This window comes from Methylophilus luteus, assembly GCF_042676265.1.
Classification (GTDB): domain Bacteria; phylum Pseudomonadota; class Gammaproteobacteria; order Burkholderiales; family Methylophilaceae; genus Methylophilus; species Methylophilus luteus.
This window is the reverse complement of sequence record NZ_JBHTKB010000003.1, coordinates 82,437-98,977: the sequence shown is the minus strand read 5'-3', so window position 1 is coordinate 98,977 and position 16,541 is coordinate 82,437. Positions and strand designations below refer to the sequence as shown.

Genomic DNA, 16,541 nt, shown 5'->3' with positions numbered 1-16,541 from the left:
TGACACTTCGACTTAGGAACCTAATATGGCAGGTAGTAAAGAGATTAGAACCAAGATCAAGAGTGTAGAAAATACACGCAAGATCACCAAGGCGATGGAGATGGTAGCCGCTTCTAAAATGCGCAAAGCGCAGGACAGAATGCGTGCTTCGCGCCCATATGCGGAAAAAATCCGTAATGTGGCTGCTCACCTCTCCTTTGCACAATCCGAGTACAGGCATCCGTTTCTGATCAAGCGTGATGTGGTGAAAAATATCGGCCTGATCGTGGTCAGCTCAGACAAAGGTTTGTGCGGTGGTTTGAATACCAACGTATTGCGTTTGTCGCTGAACCAGATGAAAGCCTGGGAAGCTGAAGGCAAAGGCATCAGCGTCAGCGCGATCGGTAACAAAGGCTATGGCTTTATGAACCGCATAGGCGCACAGGTGAAATCACATATCACAGGCCTGGGCGATACACCGCATCTGGAAAAACTGATAGGCAGCATCAAAGTGATGCTGGATGCTTATATTGCCGGTGAAATCGATCAGCTTTATATCTGCTATACCAAATTCATCAATACCATGAAGCAAGAGCCGACCATGCAGCAACTGCTGCCATTGTCCGGCGAGCAACTGGGCAGCCCTAACGGCCATTGGGATTACATCTATGAGCCTGAAGCTAAACCAGTGGTGGATGAGTTGATGACGCGTTATATCGAATCACTGATCTACAACGCAGTGGCCGAAAACATGGCATCAGAACAGTCTGCACGTATGGTGGCGATGAAGTCTGCATCCGATAACGCGAAGAGCGTGATCGGCGAACTGAAACTGGTGTACAACAAAGCCCGTCAGGCTGCGATCACCAAAGAGATTTCAGAAATCGTCGGCGGTGCGGCGGCAGTTTCGTCCTAAGGCGCGCGCTTTAAGCGCAAGTGAAAGAATTCAATTAGATCTGACTCATACAGTTAGGAAAAGAAAATGGCAAAGGCAAATCAAGTAGTAACAGGTAAAGTAGTGCAGTGTATTGGCGCTGTGGTTGACGTGGAGTTTCCACGTGACCAAATGCCTAAAGTATTCGATGCATTGATCATTGATGACAAAAACTCCAATGCAGAAGCCGGTTTGACACTGGAAGTGCAACAACAGCTGGGTGACGGCGTGGTACGTACCATTGCCATGGGTTCATCTGACGGTCTGGCACGCGGTACCGCATTCAAGAATACTGGTTCAGCGATCTCTGTGCCAGTTGGTGAAGGCACTTTGGGCCGTATCATGGACGTATTGGGTCGCCCTATCGACGAAGTCGGCCCTATCGACTCTACAGAATTCCGTTCTATCCACCAGAAAGCCCCGGCTTTCGAAGAACTGTCTCCTTCAGTGGACCTGCTGGAAACCGGCATCAAGGTGATCGACCTGGTGTGCCCGTTCGCTAAAGGCGGTAAAGTTGGCCTGTTCGGCGGTGCTGGTGTAGGTAAGACCGTGAACATGCTGGAACTGATCAACAACATCGCCAAACAGCACTCCGGTTTATCCGTGTTTGCCGGTGTAGGTGAGCGTACCCGTGAAGGTAACGACTTCTACCACGAGATGGCAGATGCTGGCGTTATCAAACTGGATAACATGAAAGAATCAAAAGTAGCCATGGTGTTCGGTCAGATGAACGAGCCTCCAGGCAACCGTCTGCGCGTAGCGCTGTCTGGTTTGACCATGGCTGAAAAATTCCGTGACGAAGGCCGTGACGTATTGTTCTTCGTGGATAACATCTACCGTTACACACTGGCCGGTACTGAAGTATCCGCGCTGCTGGGCCGTATGCCTTCAGCGGTAGGTTACCAACCTACCCTGGCTGACGAAATGGGCCGTTTGCAAGAGCGTATTACTTCTACCAAAGTGGGTTCTATTACTTCTATCCAAGCGGTTTACGTGCCTGCGGATGACTTGACCGACCCATCACCAGCGACGACTTTCCAGCATTTGGATTCTACAGTTGTGTTGTCACGTGACATCGCATCTCTGGGTATCTACCCTGCGGTTGACCCACTGGATTCAACTTCACGTCAGCTGGACCCACTGGTGGTTGGCGAAGAGCACTACAACGTAGCGCGTTCAGTACAGTCTACATTGCAACGCTACAAAGAGCTGCGTGACATCATCGCGATTCTGGGTATGGACGAACTGTCTCCAGAAGACAAACTGTCTGTAGGCCGTGCACGTAAGATCCAGCGTTTCCTGTCACAACCTTTCCACGTGGCTGAAGTATTTACTGGCGCGCCAGGCAAATACGTACCATTGAAAGAAACCATCAAAGGCTTCAAAGCGATTGTTGCCGGCGAATACGATCACTTGCCAGAGCAAGCGTTCTACATGGTGGGTGGTATCGAAGAAGCAGTTGAGAAAGCTAAAACACTGAACTAATGTGTTTGTGGATACAAGCAGGTGATGTTTATCCCTGCTTGTTTCTTTCAGTGAAATAGAAAAGAGAACATTATGGCAAATACTGTGCATATCGATGTAGTAAGCGCGGAAGAATCAATCTTCTCCGGCGAAGCTGAATTTGTCGTGGCACCAGCAGGCGGCGGTGAAGTAGGTATCTACCCTAACCATGCGCCTATGATCACGACCATCAAGCCAGGTGCTTTGCGTATCAAGCAGGCGGCTGACAAAGATGAGACCCTGATTTACATTTCTGGCGGCATGCTGGAAGTGCAACCAGGTGTGATCACTGTGTTGGCTGATACTGCCATCCGCGGCCAGGACCTGGACGAAGCCAAAGCCCTTGCTGCAAAAGAAGCCGCAGAAGAAGCCTTGAAAAATCGTTCTTCTGAGATCGACTATGCGGCAGCGCAAGCTGAACTGGCCGAAGCAGTGGCACAGATCCAGGCAATCCAGAAATTGCGCAAATCTGTACACTAGACATTGCGTACTAGAGGCAAATTACAAAACAAGGTGGCTTTCGAGCCGCCTTTTTTGTTTCTGAGATAAAATAGCGCTATGACTGACTTGAACATTATTATCCTTGCAGCCGGCAAAGGCACACGTATGCGCTCTGACCTGCCCAAGGTGCTGCATGCCGTGGGTGGTAAACCAATTTTGCATCACGTGATAGCTGCAGCTCGGCAACTTGATCCGCAGAAAGTGATTGTCGTCTACGGTTTTGGTGGTGAGCTGGTTCAGCTACAGACGCCAGGCGATGATCTGCATTGGGTATTGCAGGCAGAGCAGCTTGGAACAGGCCACGCAGTACAACAAGCCCTACCCTTGCTGACAGATGATGGCTATACATTGATTCTATTGGGTGATGTGCCACTGGTTGATGTGCAAGCATGCAAAGAAATGCTGAAGCAGGCAGACCAGCATCTTGTGGTACAGACCTTTATCAAGGATGATCCAAGCGGCTATGGTCGTATTGTGCGCAATGCAGAGCAGCAAGTGCTTGAGATTGTTGAGCACAAAGATGCCAGTGAGGCGCAGCGTGCTATCCAAGAAGTGAATACCGGCATTATGGCCATGCCGAATGCGCAACTTAAAAACTGGCTGTCACAAATCTCTAATCACAATGCACAAAAAGAATATTATTTAACCGATATCATTGCCTTATCAGTGAAAGAAGGCCGCGCGGTGTTGCCACTGGTGGTAGCAGATGCATGGTCAGTCACTGGCATTAATTCCAAACTGGATCTACAGCAAATAGAGCGCGAATATCAATCTCGTCAGACTATTGATTTGATGACCCAGGGCGTGACTTTATTCGATGCTAGCCGCATTGATATTCGTGGAAAACTAAACTGTGGTCGTGATGTTGTCATTGATGTGAACTGTGTTTTCGAGGGTTTGGTTACCTTGGAAGATGGCGTTGAAATCGGCCCTAACTGTGTCATCAAGAATGCAACTATTGCCAAAGGCACCAAGCTGGCGGCGTTCACGCATATAGACGATGCAACTATAGGTGAAGATAGTAAAGTAGGCCCATTTGCGCGTTTACGTCCCGGCACACAGCTGGCTGCGCACACGCATGTCGGTAACTTTGTCGAGATCAAGAATGCAACCATAGGCGTGGGCAGCAAGGTCAACCATTTGAGCTATGTCGGCGATGCCAGCATAGGCGCCAATGTGAATGTCGGTGCCGGCGTCATCACTTGCAATTATGATGGTGCGAACAAACATAAGACTATGATTGAAGATGATGTGTTTGTCGGCTCTGACACGCAACTGGTGGCGCCGGTCACCGTTGGCAAGGGTGCTACTATTGCGGCAGGCTCAACCATTACTAAAAATGTCCCGGCTGACTCACTGACCCTGTGCAGGGCGCGTGAGCAACGTTCAATTCAAGGATGGAAACGTCCGCAAAAGGTGAGAAAATAAGCGTATGTGTGGCATAGTCGGTGCGGTAGCAAACAGAAATATCGTTCCATTACTCATAGAGGGCCTGAGCCGCCTTGAGTACCGGGGTTATGACTCAGCCGGCATCGCCGTGCTCAACCAGCAGATAGAGCGCGTGCGTTCAGTCGGCCGTGTGGCTGAGCTGGAGAACAAGGCGCAAGGCCTGCAAAGCCATATCGGCATCGGCCACACCCGCTGGGCGACCCATGGCGGTGTCACCGAGCAGAATGCACACCCGCATGTGTCGCCAGCGCAGGATAATGCACAGATCGCCGTCGTCCATAACGGTATCATAGAGAACCACGATCAACAGCGTGAGCGCCTGACGGCCCTGGGCTACCAGTTCTACTCTCAGACTGACACCGAAGTGATCGCCCATCTGGTGCACTATTATTACCAGCAGAGCAAAGATCTGCTGCAAGCGGTGCAACAGTCTATCTCTGAGCTGACCGGCGCTTATGCCATCAGCGCGGTGGCACTGGATAATCCAGCACAATTAGTGGTTGCCCGCCTTGGATGCCCATTGCTGATAGGCCTGGGCGAGCACGAGAACTTTGTCGCTTCCGATGTATCTGCAGTGCTGTCTGCCACGCGCAAAGTGATTTATCTGGAAGATGGCGATGTCGCCACACTCAGTACCGATGCCGTGGTCATTTATGACAGGCAAGGCGAAACCGTGCAACGCAAAGTGCATATGAGTGATGTTTCACTGGCCTCGCTGGAGCTTGGCCCTTACAGCCACTTCATGCAAAAAGAGATACACGAACAGCCACGCGCCATCAGCGACACCATAGAAGCGCTGATAGATGATGGCGCGTTTAGAAGCGAGCTGTTCGGCACCGCTGCCGCAGATATCTTCCGCCAGATCGATAGCGTGCTTATCCTGGCGGCAGGCACCAGCTATTATGCCGGCCTCACCGCCAAATACTGGCTGGAAAGCATCGCCCGTATCCCTACATCAGTCGAAATAGCCAGTGAATACCGCTATCGGGATTCGGTGCCTAATCCAAAACAGTTAGTGGTCACTATCTCGCAATCTGGCGAAACGCTGGATACCATGGAAGCGCTCAAGCATGCGCAGAAACTGGGCCATGGCTATAGCCTGGCGATCTGCAATGTGCAGGAAAGCGCCATCCCGCGTGCCTCTACCCTGATCTTCTACACCCGCGCCGGGGCTGAGATCGGTGTTGCCAGCACCAAGGCTTTCACCACGCAATTGATCGCACTGTTCGTGCTCTCGGTGACACTGGCAAAAGAGCGCGGCTTATTAGCGCCAGCGCAGGAACAAGCTTACCTGACCGACTTGCGCCAGCTCACCAGCAGCGTACAGATCGCCCTCAATCTTGAACCGCAGATCCGCGAATGGGCAGCCCGCTTCGGCGATAAAGAACATGCCTTATTCCTGGGCCGTGGCGTGCATTTCCCTATCGCGATGGAAGGGGCACTCAAGCTCAAGGAGATCTCCTATATCCATGCCGAAGCCTACCCGGCCGGTGAGCTGAAACATGGCCCACTGGCACTGGTAGACAGCAATATGCCGGTAGTGGTGATCGCCCCTAACGATGCGCTGCTGGAAAAAGTGAAATCGAATATGCAGGAAGTGAAAGCACGCGGCGGTGAATTGTTCGTGTTTGCCGACGCTGACAGCCACTTTAATGCGTCTGAAGGTGTGCATGTCATCCGCACCCCAAGGCATGTAGGTGTGCTCTCCCCTATCCTGCACGTGATCCCGGTGCAATTGCTCGCCTATCATGCCGCCCTGCTCAAAGGCACCGATGTCGACAAACCACGTAACTTGGCCAAGAGTGTCACCGTAGAATAAGCACAAACCTGGAAATGCCCCGGCAATTAGCGCCTTTTTGTCATTAAGAAGCAGATTGCTTTCACCTATACTAGTGGTTGAGCACTAGTCACCGGTCACTCGTAACCGGAGCTAATTAGGGAAAAATGTAGTCATGACCACATCACATCAGAGTATTATCGGGCGCCAGCCTGTCGTTAATGACAAGCAGGAGATCATAGGCTACGAATTCTTTTTCAGAAAAGAATCCGCTGGCAGTGATACGCCGTTTGCAGAAGATATACAGACCTGCGCCAGGATCCTTTCCACCACCATGGATGAAATGCATGAAAACTGGCTGCTGGGTCAGCAACTGGCTTTCATCAATGTCGATCAGGTCATGCTCAACAGCGAATTCCTGGAACTGATGCCAGCCGAAAAAACCGTGCTGGAGATCGTGCATCAGGTCGATGTCACGCCAGAGATCATTGCGCGTTGCCAGGCACTGAAAGCTGCCAAATTCAGGATCGCACTGGACAACCCGCAACGGCATACGCATCTGGAAGCCCTGCTGCCGCTAGCAGATTACGTCAAGCTGGATATGCGCGAAGTCGATATTGCCACCGCCAGTGCCTGGCTGAAAAAGTACCAGAAACCAGGTTGCAGACTGATCGCCGAAAAGGTGGAGCAAAACGCCCAGTTCAAAAGTCTGCAAGAGGCAGGCTACCAGCAATTTCAGGGTTTTTTCTACGCCAGGCCAGAAAACCTGAATGCCAAAGTCATCAACCCCAGTTTTGAAGGGGTACTGAATTTATTAAATCTGGTCAGTCAGGAAGCAGACAACCGCGACATTGAAAACGGTTTCAAGCGCGATACCACCCTGAGCTACAAATTACTGCGTTACATCAACTCGGTAGGCTTTGGCTTGTCGTGCGAGGTGCAATCCATAGGGCATGCCCTCACCATACTCGGGCGTAACCAGCTCTACCGCTGGCTGACACTGCTGATGGTCACCGCCGGCAATAACAGCACCTCGCCTGCCCTGATGAAAACCTCTATCACGCGTGGCCGCCTGACCGAGCTACTGGGTGAGCCTTTCTTTGACAAAAAAGACCGCGACAACCTGTTTGTGGTCGGCGTGTTTTCGCTGCTGGATGTGATGCTGAAAGTGCCTATGGAAGATATCCTGGAAAAACTGCAGTTGCCAGAACCCATAGTCGATGCGCTGACCCAGCGCTCGGGTATTTTTGGCCCTTTCCTCAAGCTGACTGAAGCCTGCGAAGACGCCAACAGTGATCAGATCCTGCATCTGGCTGAAATGTTGCAACTCAACCCGGAGAAGGTCAACGAGTGCCATATGCAAGCGTTGGCCTGGACCGAAAAACTGGGCGTTTAAGCACACGCATACTTTAATCCTCTTGAAAAAATCAGGCGCATTCCCATATTGAAATCACAGATGCTTGCAGTTTGAGGTCTGTGAATCATGTTAATCGCTTAATTTTTAAAAGGATAAACGTATGCGTACTTATGACTTAACCCCACTCTACCGCACCGCCATTGGTTTTGATCGTCTGGCAAAAATGCTCAACGACGGCCAGCGCAGTGAAAACGAGATCAGCTACCCACCTTACAACATCGAACTGGTCGATGAAAATGCCTACAAGATCGTCATGGCCATCGCCGGCTTCCAGTTAAACGAACTGGAAATCGAGACCGAACACCAGACCTTGCGCGTGACAGGCCGCAAAGCCAAAAAAGAGCAGGAAACCACTTTTCTGCACCGTGGCATCGCCAACCGCGATTTCGAACATAAATTCCAGCTGGCCGACCACGTGAAAGTCACCGGCGCCAACCTGGAAAACGGTTTACTGAGTATCGCCCTGGTGCGCGAGATCCCGGAAGCGCTTAAACCGCGCAAGATAGAGATAAACAGCCAGGCAGCAGCCAGTGTTTCTAGCTTGCTGGAACAAAAAGCTGCCTAATTGACTTGATAAGTCACCTGCTTCAGAAAGGGCCCGCTGGGCCCTTTTTGCATGCTTGCCTGCCGAATAGCCTGATTCGCTTGCGTTTAAGCAAGCGCAGTTGGGTGATGCGTATTAAAATACGTTTTTAGAATTTTTCAAGGCTAGTCCATCCTATGGCCCAATATGTCATGTCCATGCTCCGCGTGAGCAAAATCGTCCCGCCCAAACGGCAGATCATTAAAAACATTTCGCTATCGTTCTTCCCTGGGGCCAAGATAGGCTTGCTCGGCCTGAACGGTTCCGGTAAATCGACCGTATTGCGTATCATGGCCGGCGCCGATAAAGATTACGAAGGCGAAGTGCAGTGGCAGCCGAATATCTCCATAGGCTACCTGCCACAGGAGCCAGAGCTGGATGCGGAAAAGACCGTGCGCCAGGAAGTCGAAGCCGGCCTGGGCGCCGTGATGGAAGCCAAGCAAAAACTGGAAGAGATTTACGCCGCCTATGCCGAGCCGGATGCCGATTTTGACAAGCTGGCCGAAGAGCAGGCCAAATATGAAAATATCCTGACTGCCAGCGGCAGTGATGTAGAGCAACAGCTGGAGATCGCCGCCGATGCCCTGCGCCTGCCACCGTGGGATGCCAAGATAGGCCCGCTGTCTGGTGGTGAGAAGCGCCGCGTCGCCTTGTGCAAATTGCTGTTATCCAGGCCGGATATGCTGTTGCTGGACGAACCGACCAACCACCTGGATGCTGAGTCTGTCGATTGGCTAGAGCAGTTCCTGGTGCGTTTCCCCGGCACCGTGGTCGCCGTTACGCATGATAGATACTTCCTGGATAATGCCGCCGAGTGGATACTGGAGCTGGACCGCGGCGAAGGCATTCCATGGAAAGGCAATTACTCCAACTGGCTGGAACAGAAAGAGGAACGCCTGGCCCAGGAACACAAGCAGGAAGATGCCCACCGCAAAGCCATGAAGCAAGAGCTGGAGTGGGTACGCCAGGGCGCCAAAGCACGCCAGTCCAAGAGCAAGGCACGTCTGGCCCGCTATGAAGAAATGTCCGGCGTCGAATACCAGCGCCGCAATGAAACCCAGGAGATCTTTATTCCGCCAGGCGAGCGCCTGGGCAACCAGGTCATAGAATTCAACAATGTCTCCAAAGGCTTTGGTGACCGCCTGCTGATCGATAATTTGTCCTTGAGCATCCCGCCCGGCGCGATCGTAGGCGTCATCGGCCCTAACGGTGCCGGTAAATCGACCCTGTTCCGCATGCTGCAAGGCAAAGAACAGCCTGATAGCGGTGAGATCATCACCGGCCCGACCGTGCAGCTGGCCGCCGTCGACCAGAGCCGTGAGGGGCTGGATAACGACAAAACGGTATTCGAAGCTATCTCCGGTGGCCTGGATATCTTGACGGTGGGCAAATTCGAAATGCCTAGCCGTGCCTATATAGGCCGCTTTAACTTTAAGGGAGGTGACCAGCAGAAGATAGTCGGTCAGCTCTCCGGTGGTGAGCGTGGCCGCCTGCACCTGGCGAAAACCCTGATCTCCGGCGCCAACGTGTTGCTGCTCGATGAACCCTCAAACGACCTTGACGTGGAAACCCTGCGCGCGCTGGAAGACGCCTTGCTGGAGTTCTCCGGCTGCGTACTGGTGACCTCGCATGACCGCTGGTTCCTCGATCGTATCGCGACACACATCCTGGCGGCAGAAGGTGAGTCGCAATGGACATTCTTCAACGGCAACTACCAGGAATACGAAGCCGACAAGAAAAAACGCCTGGGTGAAGAAGGCGCCAAACCCAAGCGTATCCGTTACAAGCCAATTGCACGCTAAGATAAAACCATTTTTAAAGGGTTTTATTTTAAATTCGCCCATCCATTCGATCATATGCGTATGGATGGGCTGTTAAACACTCGCCTTGCCCATGTTCGCTTTGCCGGGACGTTTTGCATGTGATCCGCCTGGGCTTATATACCGTTGCATACCGACTGGATATATTTTATGCAAGCTACTAACTTCAACCTGCAAGATTACTTTAAGCGCATAGGCTATAGCGGCAACCCTGGCAACAATACCGAGACGCTGAAATCAATCATGCGCTGCCAGTTATTTAGCGTGCCGTTTGAGAATCTCGACGTACAGGCAGGAAAGGTGGTTTCCATGGTGCCTGAGGAGATTGTCGAGAAACTGGTTTACCGTCAGCGCGGCGGCTATTGTTACGAGGTGAATGGCCTGTTTGCCATGGCCTTGCAGGCGTTGGGATTTGAATATCAACTGGTGGCCGCCCGGCCCATGTTTTATCCGGTCAGGCGGCCAAAAACACATATGGCGATTGTGGTGCAGTCAGAGCAACAAGCCTGGTTGTGTGACCTGGGGTTTGGCAGTTATGGCATACGTGCACCGATGGCACTGCAATTGCTGGACCAGGAAGTCACACAGGATAACGACTGCTTTAAGTTGAGCGCAAACGGCCCGGGTACTTTTTTACTCCAGGCCAAGGTAGAACAACACTGGCAACAGCAGTTTGAGTTTGATTTAAATCCGTGGGAGTTTTTAGACTTTTATCCGGCCAACTATATGAACTCCACGCATCCCGATGCGATTTTTGTGCAGAAGCTGCTGGTCGTGTTACATACTCCCAGCGGAAGGCATATCCTGTTGGGTAATACCCTGAAAACCATCACCAATGGCGTGGTCGAAAAACGATTTCTGTCTGCCGAACAGTGCACAGCTACGCTTAAAACAGTATTTGGCCTGACCGTCGACCAGGGGTAAATGCCTGAACTGATTTGATTGGCTGGGCGATTGTGATTGGGCGAATGGTGTTTTGTTTGCCGTAAAGTAAAACTCACCCGGTGTTTTTATTCATTGTGATCGGAAAGCCTCGCCTTGTGCGGGGCTTTTTTCATAATAGTGTCCCACAAGATGGGTGGGAGCAGGCGTAGCAAACGCGCCACGATAGCCATCTGCCAGGGAATGACGGTATAGCGCCTGCCGTTGGCGATGGTCTTGACTGCCTTTTCGGCGAACAGGTCTGCATCCATCAGGAATGGCATGGTATAGGTGTTGATATCGGTCATAGGCGTGCGTATATAGCCAGGCGAGATGGTAGTGACGCCTATCGCATGCAACTGCATCTCAACGCGCAGGCTTTCCAGGTAGGTGATGGCGGCGGCCTTGCTGGCGCTGTAAGCCGCAGAACCAGGCAGGCCGCGTATGCCGGCCACACTGGCGATACCTACCAGTTGCGCGGGCTGGCCCTGGCCGGCGGCTGTTTTCATGGCGGTAATAAAGGGCTGGAAGGTGTGCACCAGGCCCATGACATTGGTATCGAACACCGCCTGGAAGGCGGCGATATCCTCGTGGTATTCGGTGAGCGTGCCACGGCTGACCCCGGCGTTGGCGATGACGATATGCGGGGTGCCGACTTCGGCCAGCCAGGTTTGCGCGATGGCCTGCATGCGCTCGGCATCGCGCACATCAGCCGTATAGCAATGCACCTGGCTGCCATGGGCAGTGCGGATTTCGCTTTGCAGGGTTTGCAGCGCAGCCTGCTTGCGCCCTATCAGGCCCAGGGTGCAATGCGCGCCATAGCGGCGGGCATAAGCCCGGGCCAATGCCTGGCCTATGCCGCTGGAGGCACCGGTGATGACGATGTGTAGATGAGGGGGAGTCGCTTGTTGCATAAATGGTACAGGAGAAAATGGTTGGGTTAGAATGCCATAAAACATCACGAGGGAACAATCATGAATCTGGAAAAAGTGATCTTTGGCTTTTTTATTATTTTGGCCATGACACTCAATTTTGGCTTTTTTGTCGGCCAGATTGATAATCCCAAACACCATTTGCATTATGAGTTGTATACCGCGATCGTGGTCAATCTGATTGCCACGGTGTTGAAATTTGGCGATCGCACCCAGATAGGTGCCATCCATCTGGCCACCAGCCTGGTCGCCGACCTGCAGTTGATCGCCGCCGCCATTATCTGGACCGCCGCCGGCCCGCAATCTACCGAGGCGGAAGTGATAGTGGGTATCGTCTCGCTGTCTGGCGGTGCCTTTCTGGCCAATGTGACTTCAGTGATATTGCTGATTTACGAAACCGTCACCCTGCGTCGCTAGTGATAGTGCAGTAATGAACCTCAACCAGATCATCTTCCTGATTCTGCGGCGCATGCGCGCGCCGTTGCTGATGGTGATCATCAGCTATGCCATCGCGCTGATCGGTTTTGTGCTGATCCCCGGCGTGGATGATCATGGCCAGGCTTATAGACTGAGCTTTTTCGACGCCTTTTATATCCTGAGTTATACCGCCACCACCATAGGCTTTGGCGAGATCCCCTACCCGTTCACCGGCCATCAGCGCATGTGGATGACCTTCTCGATCTATTTCACGGTGATCGCCTGGTTCTATGCCATAGGGGCGATCATTGCGCTGTTTCAGGAGGCATCGCTCAAGCAGGCGATCAAAACCGCCAGGTTCAAGCGCGATGTGTGTAACCTGATGGAGCCGTTTTACCTGATCTGCGGTTATGGAGAAACCGGTAGCGAACTGGTGCGGGCGCTGGATAAAAATGAATTGCGCGTGGTGGTGCTGGAGATCTCGCCGGAACGCGTGAGCGAGCTGGAAATGACCGATTACCAGTTTTATGTGCCGCATTTGTGTGCCGATGCCAAGCTGTCTGAAGTATTGTTGTTTGCCGGCATTAAAAATCCCATGTGCCGCGGCGTGGCAGCGCTCACCGATGATGACCATGCCAACCTGGCGATCTCAGTCGCCATCAAACTGATCAAACCGCAACTGCCGGTGCTGGCCAGGGTAGAAAATGATGTGGTGGCCGCCAATATGGCCTCCTTCGGCACCGACCATATCATCAACCCGTACAAGATCTTTGGCGAACATCTGGCCATGCGGCTCAATGCCCTGGGCACTTACCTGTTGCACGAATGGCTGACCAGGGCACCTGGTGATGCGATCGCGCCACCGGCGGCTATCCCCAAAGGCAAGTGGATAGCCTGTGGCTTTGGCCGCTTTGGCAAGTCGGTAGTGAGCAGCCTGCAAAATGGCGCCATGGATGTGACCATCATAGAAGCAGACCCCAAAGGCACGCAGTGTGAAAACTGTATCGTCGGTAGCGGCGTGGAGTCACATATACTGCAGCAAGCCGGTATACAACAAGCCACCGGCATAGTGGCAGGGACTGATAACGATATTAACAACCTGTCTATCGTGATGACGGCGCTGGAGGTGAACCCAGAGCTGTTTGTGATCATACGCAAAAACAAGCGCCATAACGATCCGCTGTTCGACCACTTTAATGCAGATATCACCATGCAGCCCAGCGATGTGATCGCGCATACCTGTCTGGCGTATATGGTGTCGCCCATGCTGGCGGAGTTTCTGACCACCGCCAGGCACCAGAGCAATGCCTGGGCCAATGCGGTGATTGCGCAACTGGTGTCCAAACTGGGAGAGCAGGTGCCGGATACCTGGGATATCATCATCGATGGCGAAATGGCTTTTGCCGTGTGTGCACTGCTGGAGCAAGGCTTGCAACCCACGCTCAAACATCTGGTCACCAGCTATGCCGGCAACCGGCACGAGATGCCGGTGGTGCCCTTGATGCTGCTGCGCGGCGAACAAAAATCCATGCTGCCCGAGCTTTCTACGCCGTTGCAGATAGGCGATCAGATCTTGTGCTGCGGCATGGATCAGGCAAAATCCATACAGCGCTATGTCATGCATGACATTAAAACCCTGCATTACATAGTCACCGGCACTGAAATGCCTGAAACCTGGATAGGGCGCTGGTTGAAATCGTGAAGCGGATTTATCAGCGGGCAACTGCTGTCAGAGTTAAACTTTTGCCACTTTCCTATGCGTGCTAAAACACGTATCGCACTACCACTCGGTCGAATGTAACGCGTTCACATTTGCACCGGGTAGCTTTTGTTGTTGAGATTTTTTTAAGGCTGTATGAACGAATTATTGATTACCCCTGCCAAGGGTACGCTTAAAACCAAACCTGTTTTATTGCTTGCCATATTTTTGTGTTCCACTGTTACAAGTTATCTTGCTAAAGGACTCAACGCGCTGACGCTAGCCCTGTTATGGCTGACCGTGCTGCTCAGTGCTTATGCCGGCTGGCGCAATTACATTGCTTCAAAAAGGCAGGTCCTGATCAATAAAGCCAGCAAGCAGATAGAAGTCACCAGCTATACTTTTTTTGGCAGCCGGCAACAGCAGAGTTATCCGGTGATGTATTTCGGCGCTATCCGCTCTTATATTTCATCAGGCCATGGCTGCAGGAATGTAGTCGAGCTGATCACCAATGATGGTCAGGGCAGTCTGCATCTATCCAGCTTTATGCCCGAGGGTGGTAAAAAATTCTGGTCGGTGCAAGTCGAAACCGAGCATCCTGACGCCAGGCAGTTGGTCAGCAGCGTGGCTAATTTTATCCCGGTGCAGAACCTGGGCTTTGTCGGCTACCATTTTGCCAAGCCGCCATTAGAGAAAAATGGCGATCATTTTATTAAACAACTATTCAAATGACGATTTAAGGCCTAGCGATGATTCCTATCTATACCGCACAGAGTGAGTCTGAAGTCGCCGTCATTTCAGCCATGCTGCAAGCATATGAAGTACCCTATTTCATACGCGGCGCCGCTTTCAGCCGACTCTACCCCGGCCTGCAGATCAAGGACTACAACACGCAGACCTTTATGGTGCCTAGCGCGTTTTTAGAGCTGGCGCGCGAGTTATTGCGCGATTTTATCCAGCCGCAACCGCAGCAACACCCAGCGGACACTAGCGGCTCTATCACAAGGATGTTCAGGGTAGTGATAGAAATGCTCTTGGCAGGCTGGGTGTTTACCGGCAAGCGCTGGAACAAAAACCAGGCTGAGCAAGACCAGCCCGCCGATGGTAAAGAGCTAGAGAAATGATGCTGTAGAGATGCCTTGCTTTAAACCTGGCTGCAATAAAAAAAGCCCTGCAATGCAGGGCTTTCTTATTACAGAGCAAAACTTATTTCTTGGCTTTGTCTTTGCGTACATTGTTGATGATGAAATCGGCTGTTTGCAGGGCCGCATCATTACCACCGGCCATAGAACTACCGGTAATGTATTTGCCATCTATGATCAGGCTGGGCACACCGGTCGCGCCAGAAGCCTTGAACACTTGCATGGCTTTGTTCATTTGCATGGTGGTGGCAAAAGATTTAAAGGCTTTTTCTACTTTCACTTTGTCCAGGCCGCCCTGCTTGACCACCCAGTCCATCGCTGCCGCTTCATCCGCCGGATTCAGGGTCTTGCTTTTGTGGATAGCGTCAAACAACTGGCTGTGCAATTTGTCGAGTACGCCCAGCTCCTGCATGGCGTAAAAGGTTTTCGCCATCGGTGCCCAGCCTGCATTTGGCAGGGCTGGCACACGTTTGAAATAAACGTCGGCAGGTAATTTTTTCACCCAGGCGTCCAGCGGCTGTTCCATATGGTAACAATGCGGACAGCCATACCAGAAGATCTCCATGACTTCGATCTTGGCCGGCTGGTCGGTGCTGATCTGTTGCGTGACCTGGTCAAACTGTACACCGGCTTGTGGGTCTGCCCAAGCCGCAGTAGAGGTGAGCCCGGCCAGCAGCATCAGGCTTAACAACATTTTTTTCATAGAGTTTGTTTCCTTGTTCGGTGGAAAGTAATGATTAAACGTATTGATGATCTTTAATACATCTGTGACGTACCCGTGGTTTAACGTCTCAGGGTGACAGCACGATGACAGCCGTCTGAGTCCACGCCTTTAATGGGCAGAGGATTCAACATTGACCTTGATCAGATTGGCCTGGAAGCCATTGGTTTCCAGGTCGTGGCTGATTTTGCTGATCTTGGCCAGGTCGCGCAGCGGGCCTATGCGTACCCGGTGCATGGTGCCTTTGTTGGGGATATCCGCTGTTTGCACGAACGCCTCAAAACCGACCAGGGCCAGCCTGGTTTTCAGGTTATTGGCGTCATCCTCTTTGGCGAAAGCACCCACCTGCACAAAATAGCTTTCCTGCTTGATGGTGGGGTTCTTTTTCACTTGCTCTTCACTGATCTTGCTCTCGGTATCGGGCAGGATAGTGTAGAAATCAAACTTGTTCGGGTCCTCAATAGACGCGCTGCCGGGTTTGACTTCTTCTTCAGTCACCGTGTTTTTAATCGGTAGCTCCTGCTGGCCTTCATCTTTTTTGAAAGCGCTGGAGAACGGGCTATGGTCGCCTTTGATATAAATGATCAGGGCCACTGTCAGGGCGACCCCCAAAAAAAGTCCTACCAGCAGGCCGTTAAAAAACGAGCTGCCACTGCTTTTGGCTTTGGCTTTAGTTTGCGAGGGTTTGTAATCGCGACTCATGTGTAGTGTTCAACCATTCATTTCTGTGAGGTATTTCTAACTCG

16 protein-coding genes are annotated in these 16,541 nt (G+C 52.1%); 13 read left to right on the top strand and 3 right to left on the bottom strand.

The window, feature by feature from the left end; genetic code table 11:
- The first annotated feature begins 25 nt into the window (after positions 1-25).
- The 9 genes from atpG to ACFQ1Z_RS12775 all read left to right on the top strand — a co-directional run bounded on the left by atpG (position 26) and on the right by ACFQ1Z_RS12775 (position 10,887).
- Positions 26-895 (top strand): F0F1 ATP synthase subunit gamma, encoded by an 870-nt coding sequence (gene atpG, locus ACFQ1Z_RS12815; RefSeq protein ID WP_379058238.1) that lies wholly within the window; start codon positions 26-28, stop codon positions 893-895.
- 66 nt (positions 896-961) lie between these two features.
- Positions 962-2,398 (top strand): F0F1 ATP synthase subunit beta, encoded by a 1,437-nt coding sequence (gene atpD, locus ACFQ1Z_RS12810; RefSeq protein WP_379058235.1) that lies wholly within the window; start codon positions 962-964, stop codon positions 2,396-2,398.
- 72 nt (positions 2,399-2,470) lie between these two features.
- Positions 2,471-2,896, top strand: a complete 426-nt coding sequence (locus ACFQ1Z_RS12805; protein ID WP_379058233.1) for a F0F1 ATP synthase subunit epsilon — start codon at positions 2,471-2,473, stop codon at positions 2,894-2,896.
- A 78-nt stretch (positions 2,897-2,974) separates the two neighbouring features.
- Entirely contained in the window at positions 2,975-4,345 is a 1,371-nt protein-coding gene (gene glmU, locus ACFQ1Z_RS12800; RefSeq protein ID WP_379058231.1) for a bifunctional UDP-N-acetylglucosamine diphosphorylase/glucosamine-1-phosphate N-acetyltransferase GlmU, read from the top strand.
- A gap of 4 nt (positions 4,346-4,349) precedes the next feature.
- Positions 4,350-6,185 (top strand): glutamine--fructose-6-phosphate transaminase (isomerizing), encoded by a 1,836-nt coding sequence (glmS, locus tag ACFQ1Z_RS12795; RefSeq protein WP_379058229.1) that lies wholly within the window; start codon positions 4,350-4,352, stop codon positions 6,183-6,185.
- A 133-nt stretch (positions 6,186-6,318) separates the two neighbouring features.
- Complete coding sequence (locus ACFQ1Z_RS12790; protein ID WP_379058227.1) at positions 6,319-7,539, top strand: EAL and HDOD domain-containing protein; 1,221 nt, start codon at positions 6,319-6,321, stop codon at positions 7,537-7,539.
- A gap of 121 nt (positions 7,540-7,660) precedes the next feature.
- Entirely contained in the window at positions 7,661-8,125 is a 465-nt protein-coding gene (locus ACFQ1Z_RS12785; protein ID WP_379058224.1) for an Hsp20 family protein, read from the top strand.
- 155 nt (positions 8,126-8,280) lie between these two features.
- The gene (gene ettA / locus ACFQ1Z_RS12780) at positions 8,281-9,945 is read left to right on the top strand and encodes an energy-dependent translational throttle protein EttA (protein WP_379058222.1); all 1,665 of its coding nucleotides are present in this window, start codon (positions 8,281-8,283) and stop codon (positions 9,943-9,945) included.
- 168 nt (positions 9,946-10,113) lie between these two features.
- Positions 10,114-10,887, top strand: a complete 774-nt coding sequence (locus tag ACFQ1Z_RS12775) for an arylamine N-acetyltransferase family protein (RefSeq protein WP_379058219.1) — start codon at positions 10,114-10,116, stop codon at positions 10,885-10,887.
- A gap of 86 nt (positions 10,888-10,973) precedes the next feature.
- On the opposite strand, the gene ACFQ1Z_RS12770 is transcribed toward ACFQ1Z_RS12775, so the two are convergent.
- Positions 10,974-11,798 carry an SDR family oxidoreductase gene (locus tag ACFQ1Z_RS12770; protein WP_379058216.1) on the bottom strand — a complete coding sequence of 275 codons (825 nt, stop codon included), beginning with the start codon at positions 11,796-11,798 and terminating at the stop codon, positions 10,974-10,976.
- Between the two features lie 60 nt (positions 11,799-11,858).
- Between ACFQ1Z_RS12770 and ACFQ1Z_RS12765 the strand changes: the two genes are divergently transcribed.
- The 4 genes from ACFQ1Z_RS12765 (at position 11,859) to ACFQ1Z_RS12750 (ending at position 15,056) form a co-directional block, all read left to right on the top strand.
- Positions 11,859-12,233: a DUF6394 family protein gene (locus ACFQ1Z_RS12765; protein WP_379058213.1), complete on the top strand. Its 375-nt coding sequence runs from the start codon at positions 11,859-11,861 to the stop codon at positions 12,231-12,233.
- A gap of 13 nt (positions 12,234-12,246) precedes the next feature.
- Positions 12,247-13,935 carry a potassium channel family protein gene (locus tag ACFQ1Z_RS12760; RefSeq protein WP_379058211.1) on the top strand — a complete coding sequence of 563 codons (1,689 nt, stop codon included), beginning with the start codon at positions 12,247-12,249 and terminating at the stop codon, positions 13,933-13,935.
- Between the two features lie 153 nt (positions 13,936-14,088).
- A complete protein-coding gene (locus ACFQ1Z_RS12755; RefSeq protein WP_379058208.1) occupies positions 14,089-14,664 on the top strand; it encodes a hypothetical protein in 576 nt (191 codons plus the stop codon).
- A 17-nt stretch (positions 14,665-14,681) separates the two neighbouring features.
- On the top strand, positions 14,682-15,056 hold the full coding sequence (locus ACFQ1Z_RS12750; protein ID WP_379058206.1) for a hypothetical protein: 375 nt from the start codon (positions 14,682-14,684) through the stop codon (positions 15,054-15,056).
- 82 nt (positions 15,057-15,138) lie between these two features.
- Here ACFQ1Z_RS12750 and ACFQ1Z_RS12745 read toward each other — a convergent pair whose 3' ends face one another.
- Positions 15,139-15,777: a thiol:disulfide interchange protein DsbA/DsbL gene (locus ACFQ1Z_RS12745; protein ID WP_379058203.1), complete on the bottom strand. Its 639-nt coding sequence runs from the start codon at positions 15,775-15,777 to the stop codon at positions 15,139-15,141.
- A 129-nt stretch (positions 15,778-15,906) separates the two neighbouring features.
- Entirely contained in the window at positions 15,907-16,497 is a 591-nt protein-coding gene (locus ACFQ1Z_RS12740) for an SPOR domain-containing protein (RefSeq protein WP_379058200.1), read from the bottom strand.
- Positions 16,498-16,541 lie beyond the last annotated feature (44 nt).

Bases quoted from the DNA above. Each gene is read 5' to 3' on its own strand.
- ACFQ1Z_RS12770 (WP_379058216.1), bottom strand. From the start codon at position 11,798: ATGCAACAAGCGACTCCCCCTCATCTACACATCGTCATCACCGGTGCC.
- ACFQ1Z_RS12785 (WP_379058224.1), top strand. From the start codon at position 7,661: ATGCGTACTTATGACTTAACCCCACTCTACCGCACCGCCATTGGTTTT.
- atpG (WP_379058238.1), top strand. From the start codon at position 26: ATGGCAGGTAGTAAAGAGATTAGAACCAAGATCAAGAGTGTAGAAAAT.
- ACFQ1Z_RS12755 (WP_379058208.1), top strand. From the start codon at position 14,089: ATGAACGAATTATTGATTACCCCTGCCAAGGGTACGCTTAAAACCAAA.
- ACFQ1Z_RS12775 (WP_379058219.1), top strand. From the start codon at position 10,114: ATGCAAGCTACTAACTTCAACCTGCAAGATTACTTTAAGCGCATAGGC.
- ACFQ1Z_RS12745 (WP_379058203.1), bottom strand. From the start codon at position 15,777: ATGAAAAAAATGTTGTTAAGCCTGATGCTGCTGGCCGGGCTCACCTCT.
- ACFQ1Z_RS12765 (WP_379058213.1), top strand. From the start codon at position 11,859: ATGAATCTGGAAAAAGTGATCTTTGGCTTTTTTATTATTTTGGCCATG.
- ACFQ1Z_RS12760 (WP_379058211.1), top strand. From the start codon at position 12,247: ATGAACCTCAACCAGATCATCTTCCTGATTCTGCGGCGCATGCGCGCG.
- ACFQ1Z_RS12790 (WP_379058227.1), top strand. From the start codon at position 6,319: ATGACCACATCACATCAGAGTATTATCGGGCGCCAGCCTGTCGTTAAT.
- ACFQ1Z_RS12750 (WP_379058206.1), top strand. From the start codon at position 14,682: ATGATTCCTATCTATACCGCACAGAGTGAGTCTGAAGTCGCCGTCATT.
- ACFQ1Z_RS12740 (WP_379058200.1), bottom strand. From the start codon at position 16,497: ATGAGTCGCGATTACAAACCCTCGCAAACTAAAGCCAAAGCCAAAAGC.
- ACFQ1Z_RS12805 (WP_379058233.1), top strand. From the start codon at position 2,471: ATGGCAAATACTGTGCATATCGATGTAGTAAGCGCGGAAGAATCAATC.
- ettA (WP_379058222.1), top strand. From the start codon at position 8,281: ATGGCCCAATATGTCATGTCCATGCTCCGCGTGAGCAAAATCGTCCCG.
- glmS (WP_379058229.1), top strand. From the start codon at position 4,350: ATGTGTGGCATAGTCGGTGCGGTAGCAAACAGAAATATCGTTCCATTA.
- glmU (WP_379058231.1), top strand. From the start codon at position 2,975: ATGACTGACTTGAACATTATTATCCTTGCAGCCGGCAAAGGCACACGT.
- atpD (WP_379058235.1), top strand. From the start codon at position 962: ATGGCAAAGGCAAATCAAGTAGTAACAGGTAAAGTAGTGCAGTGTATT.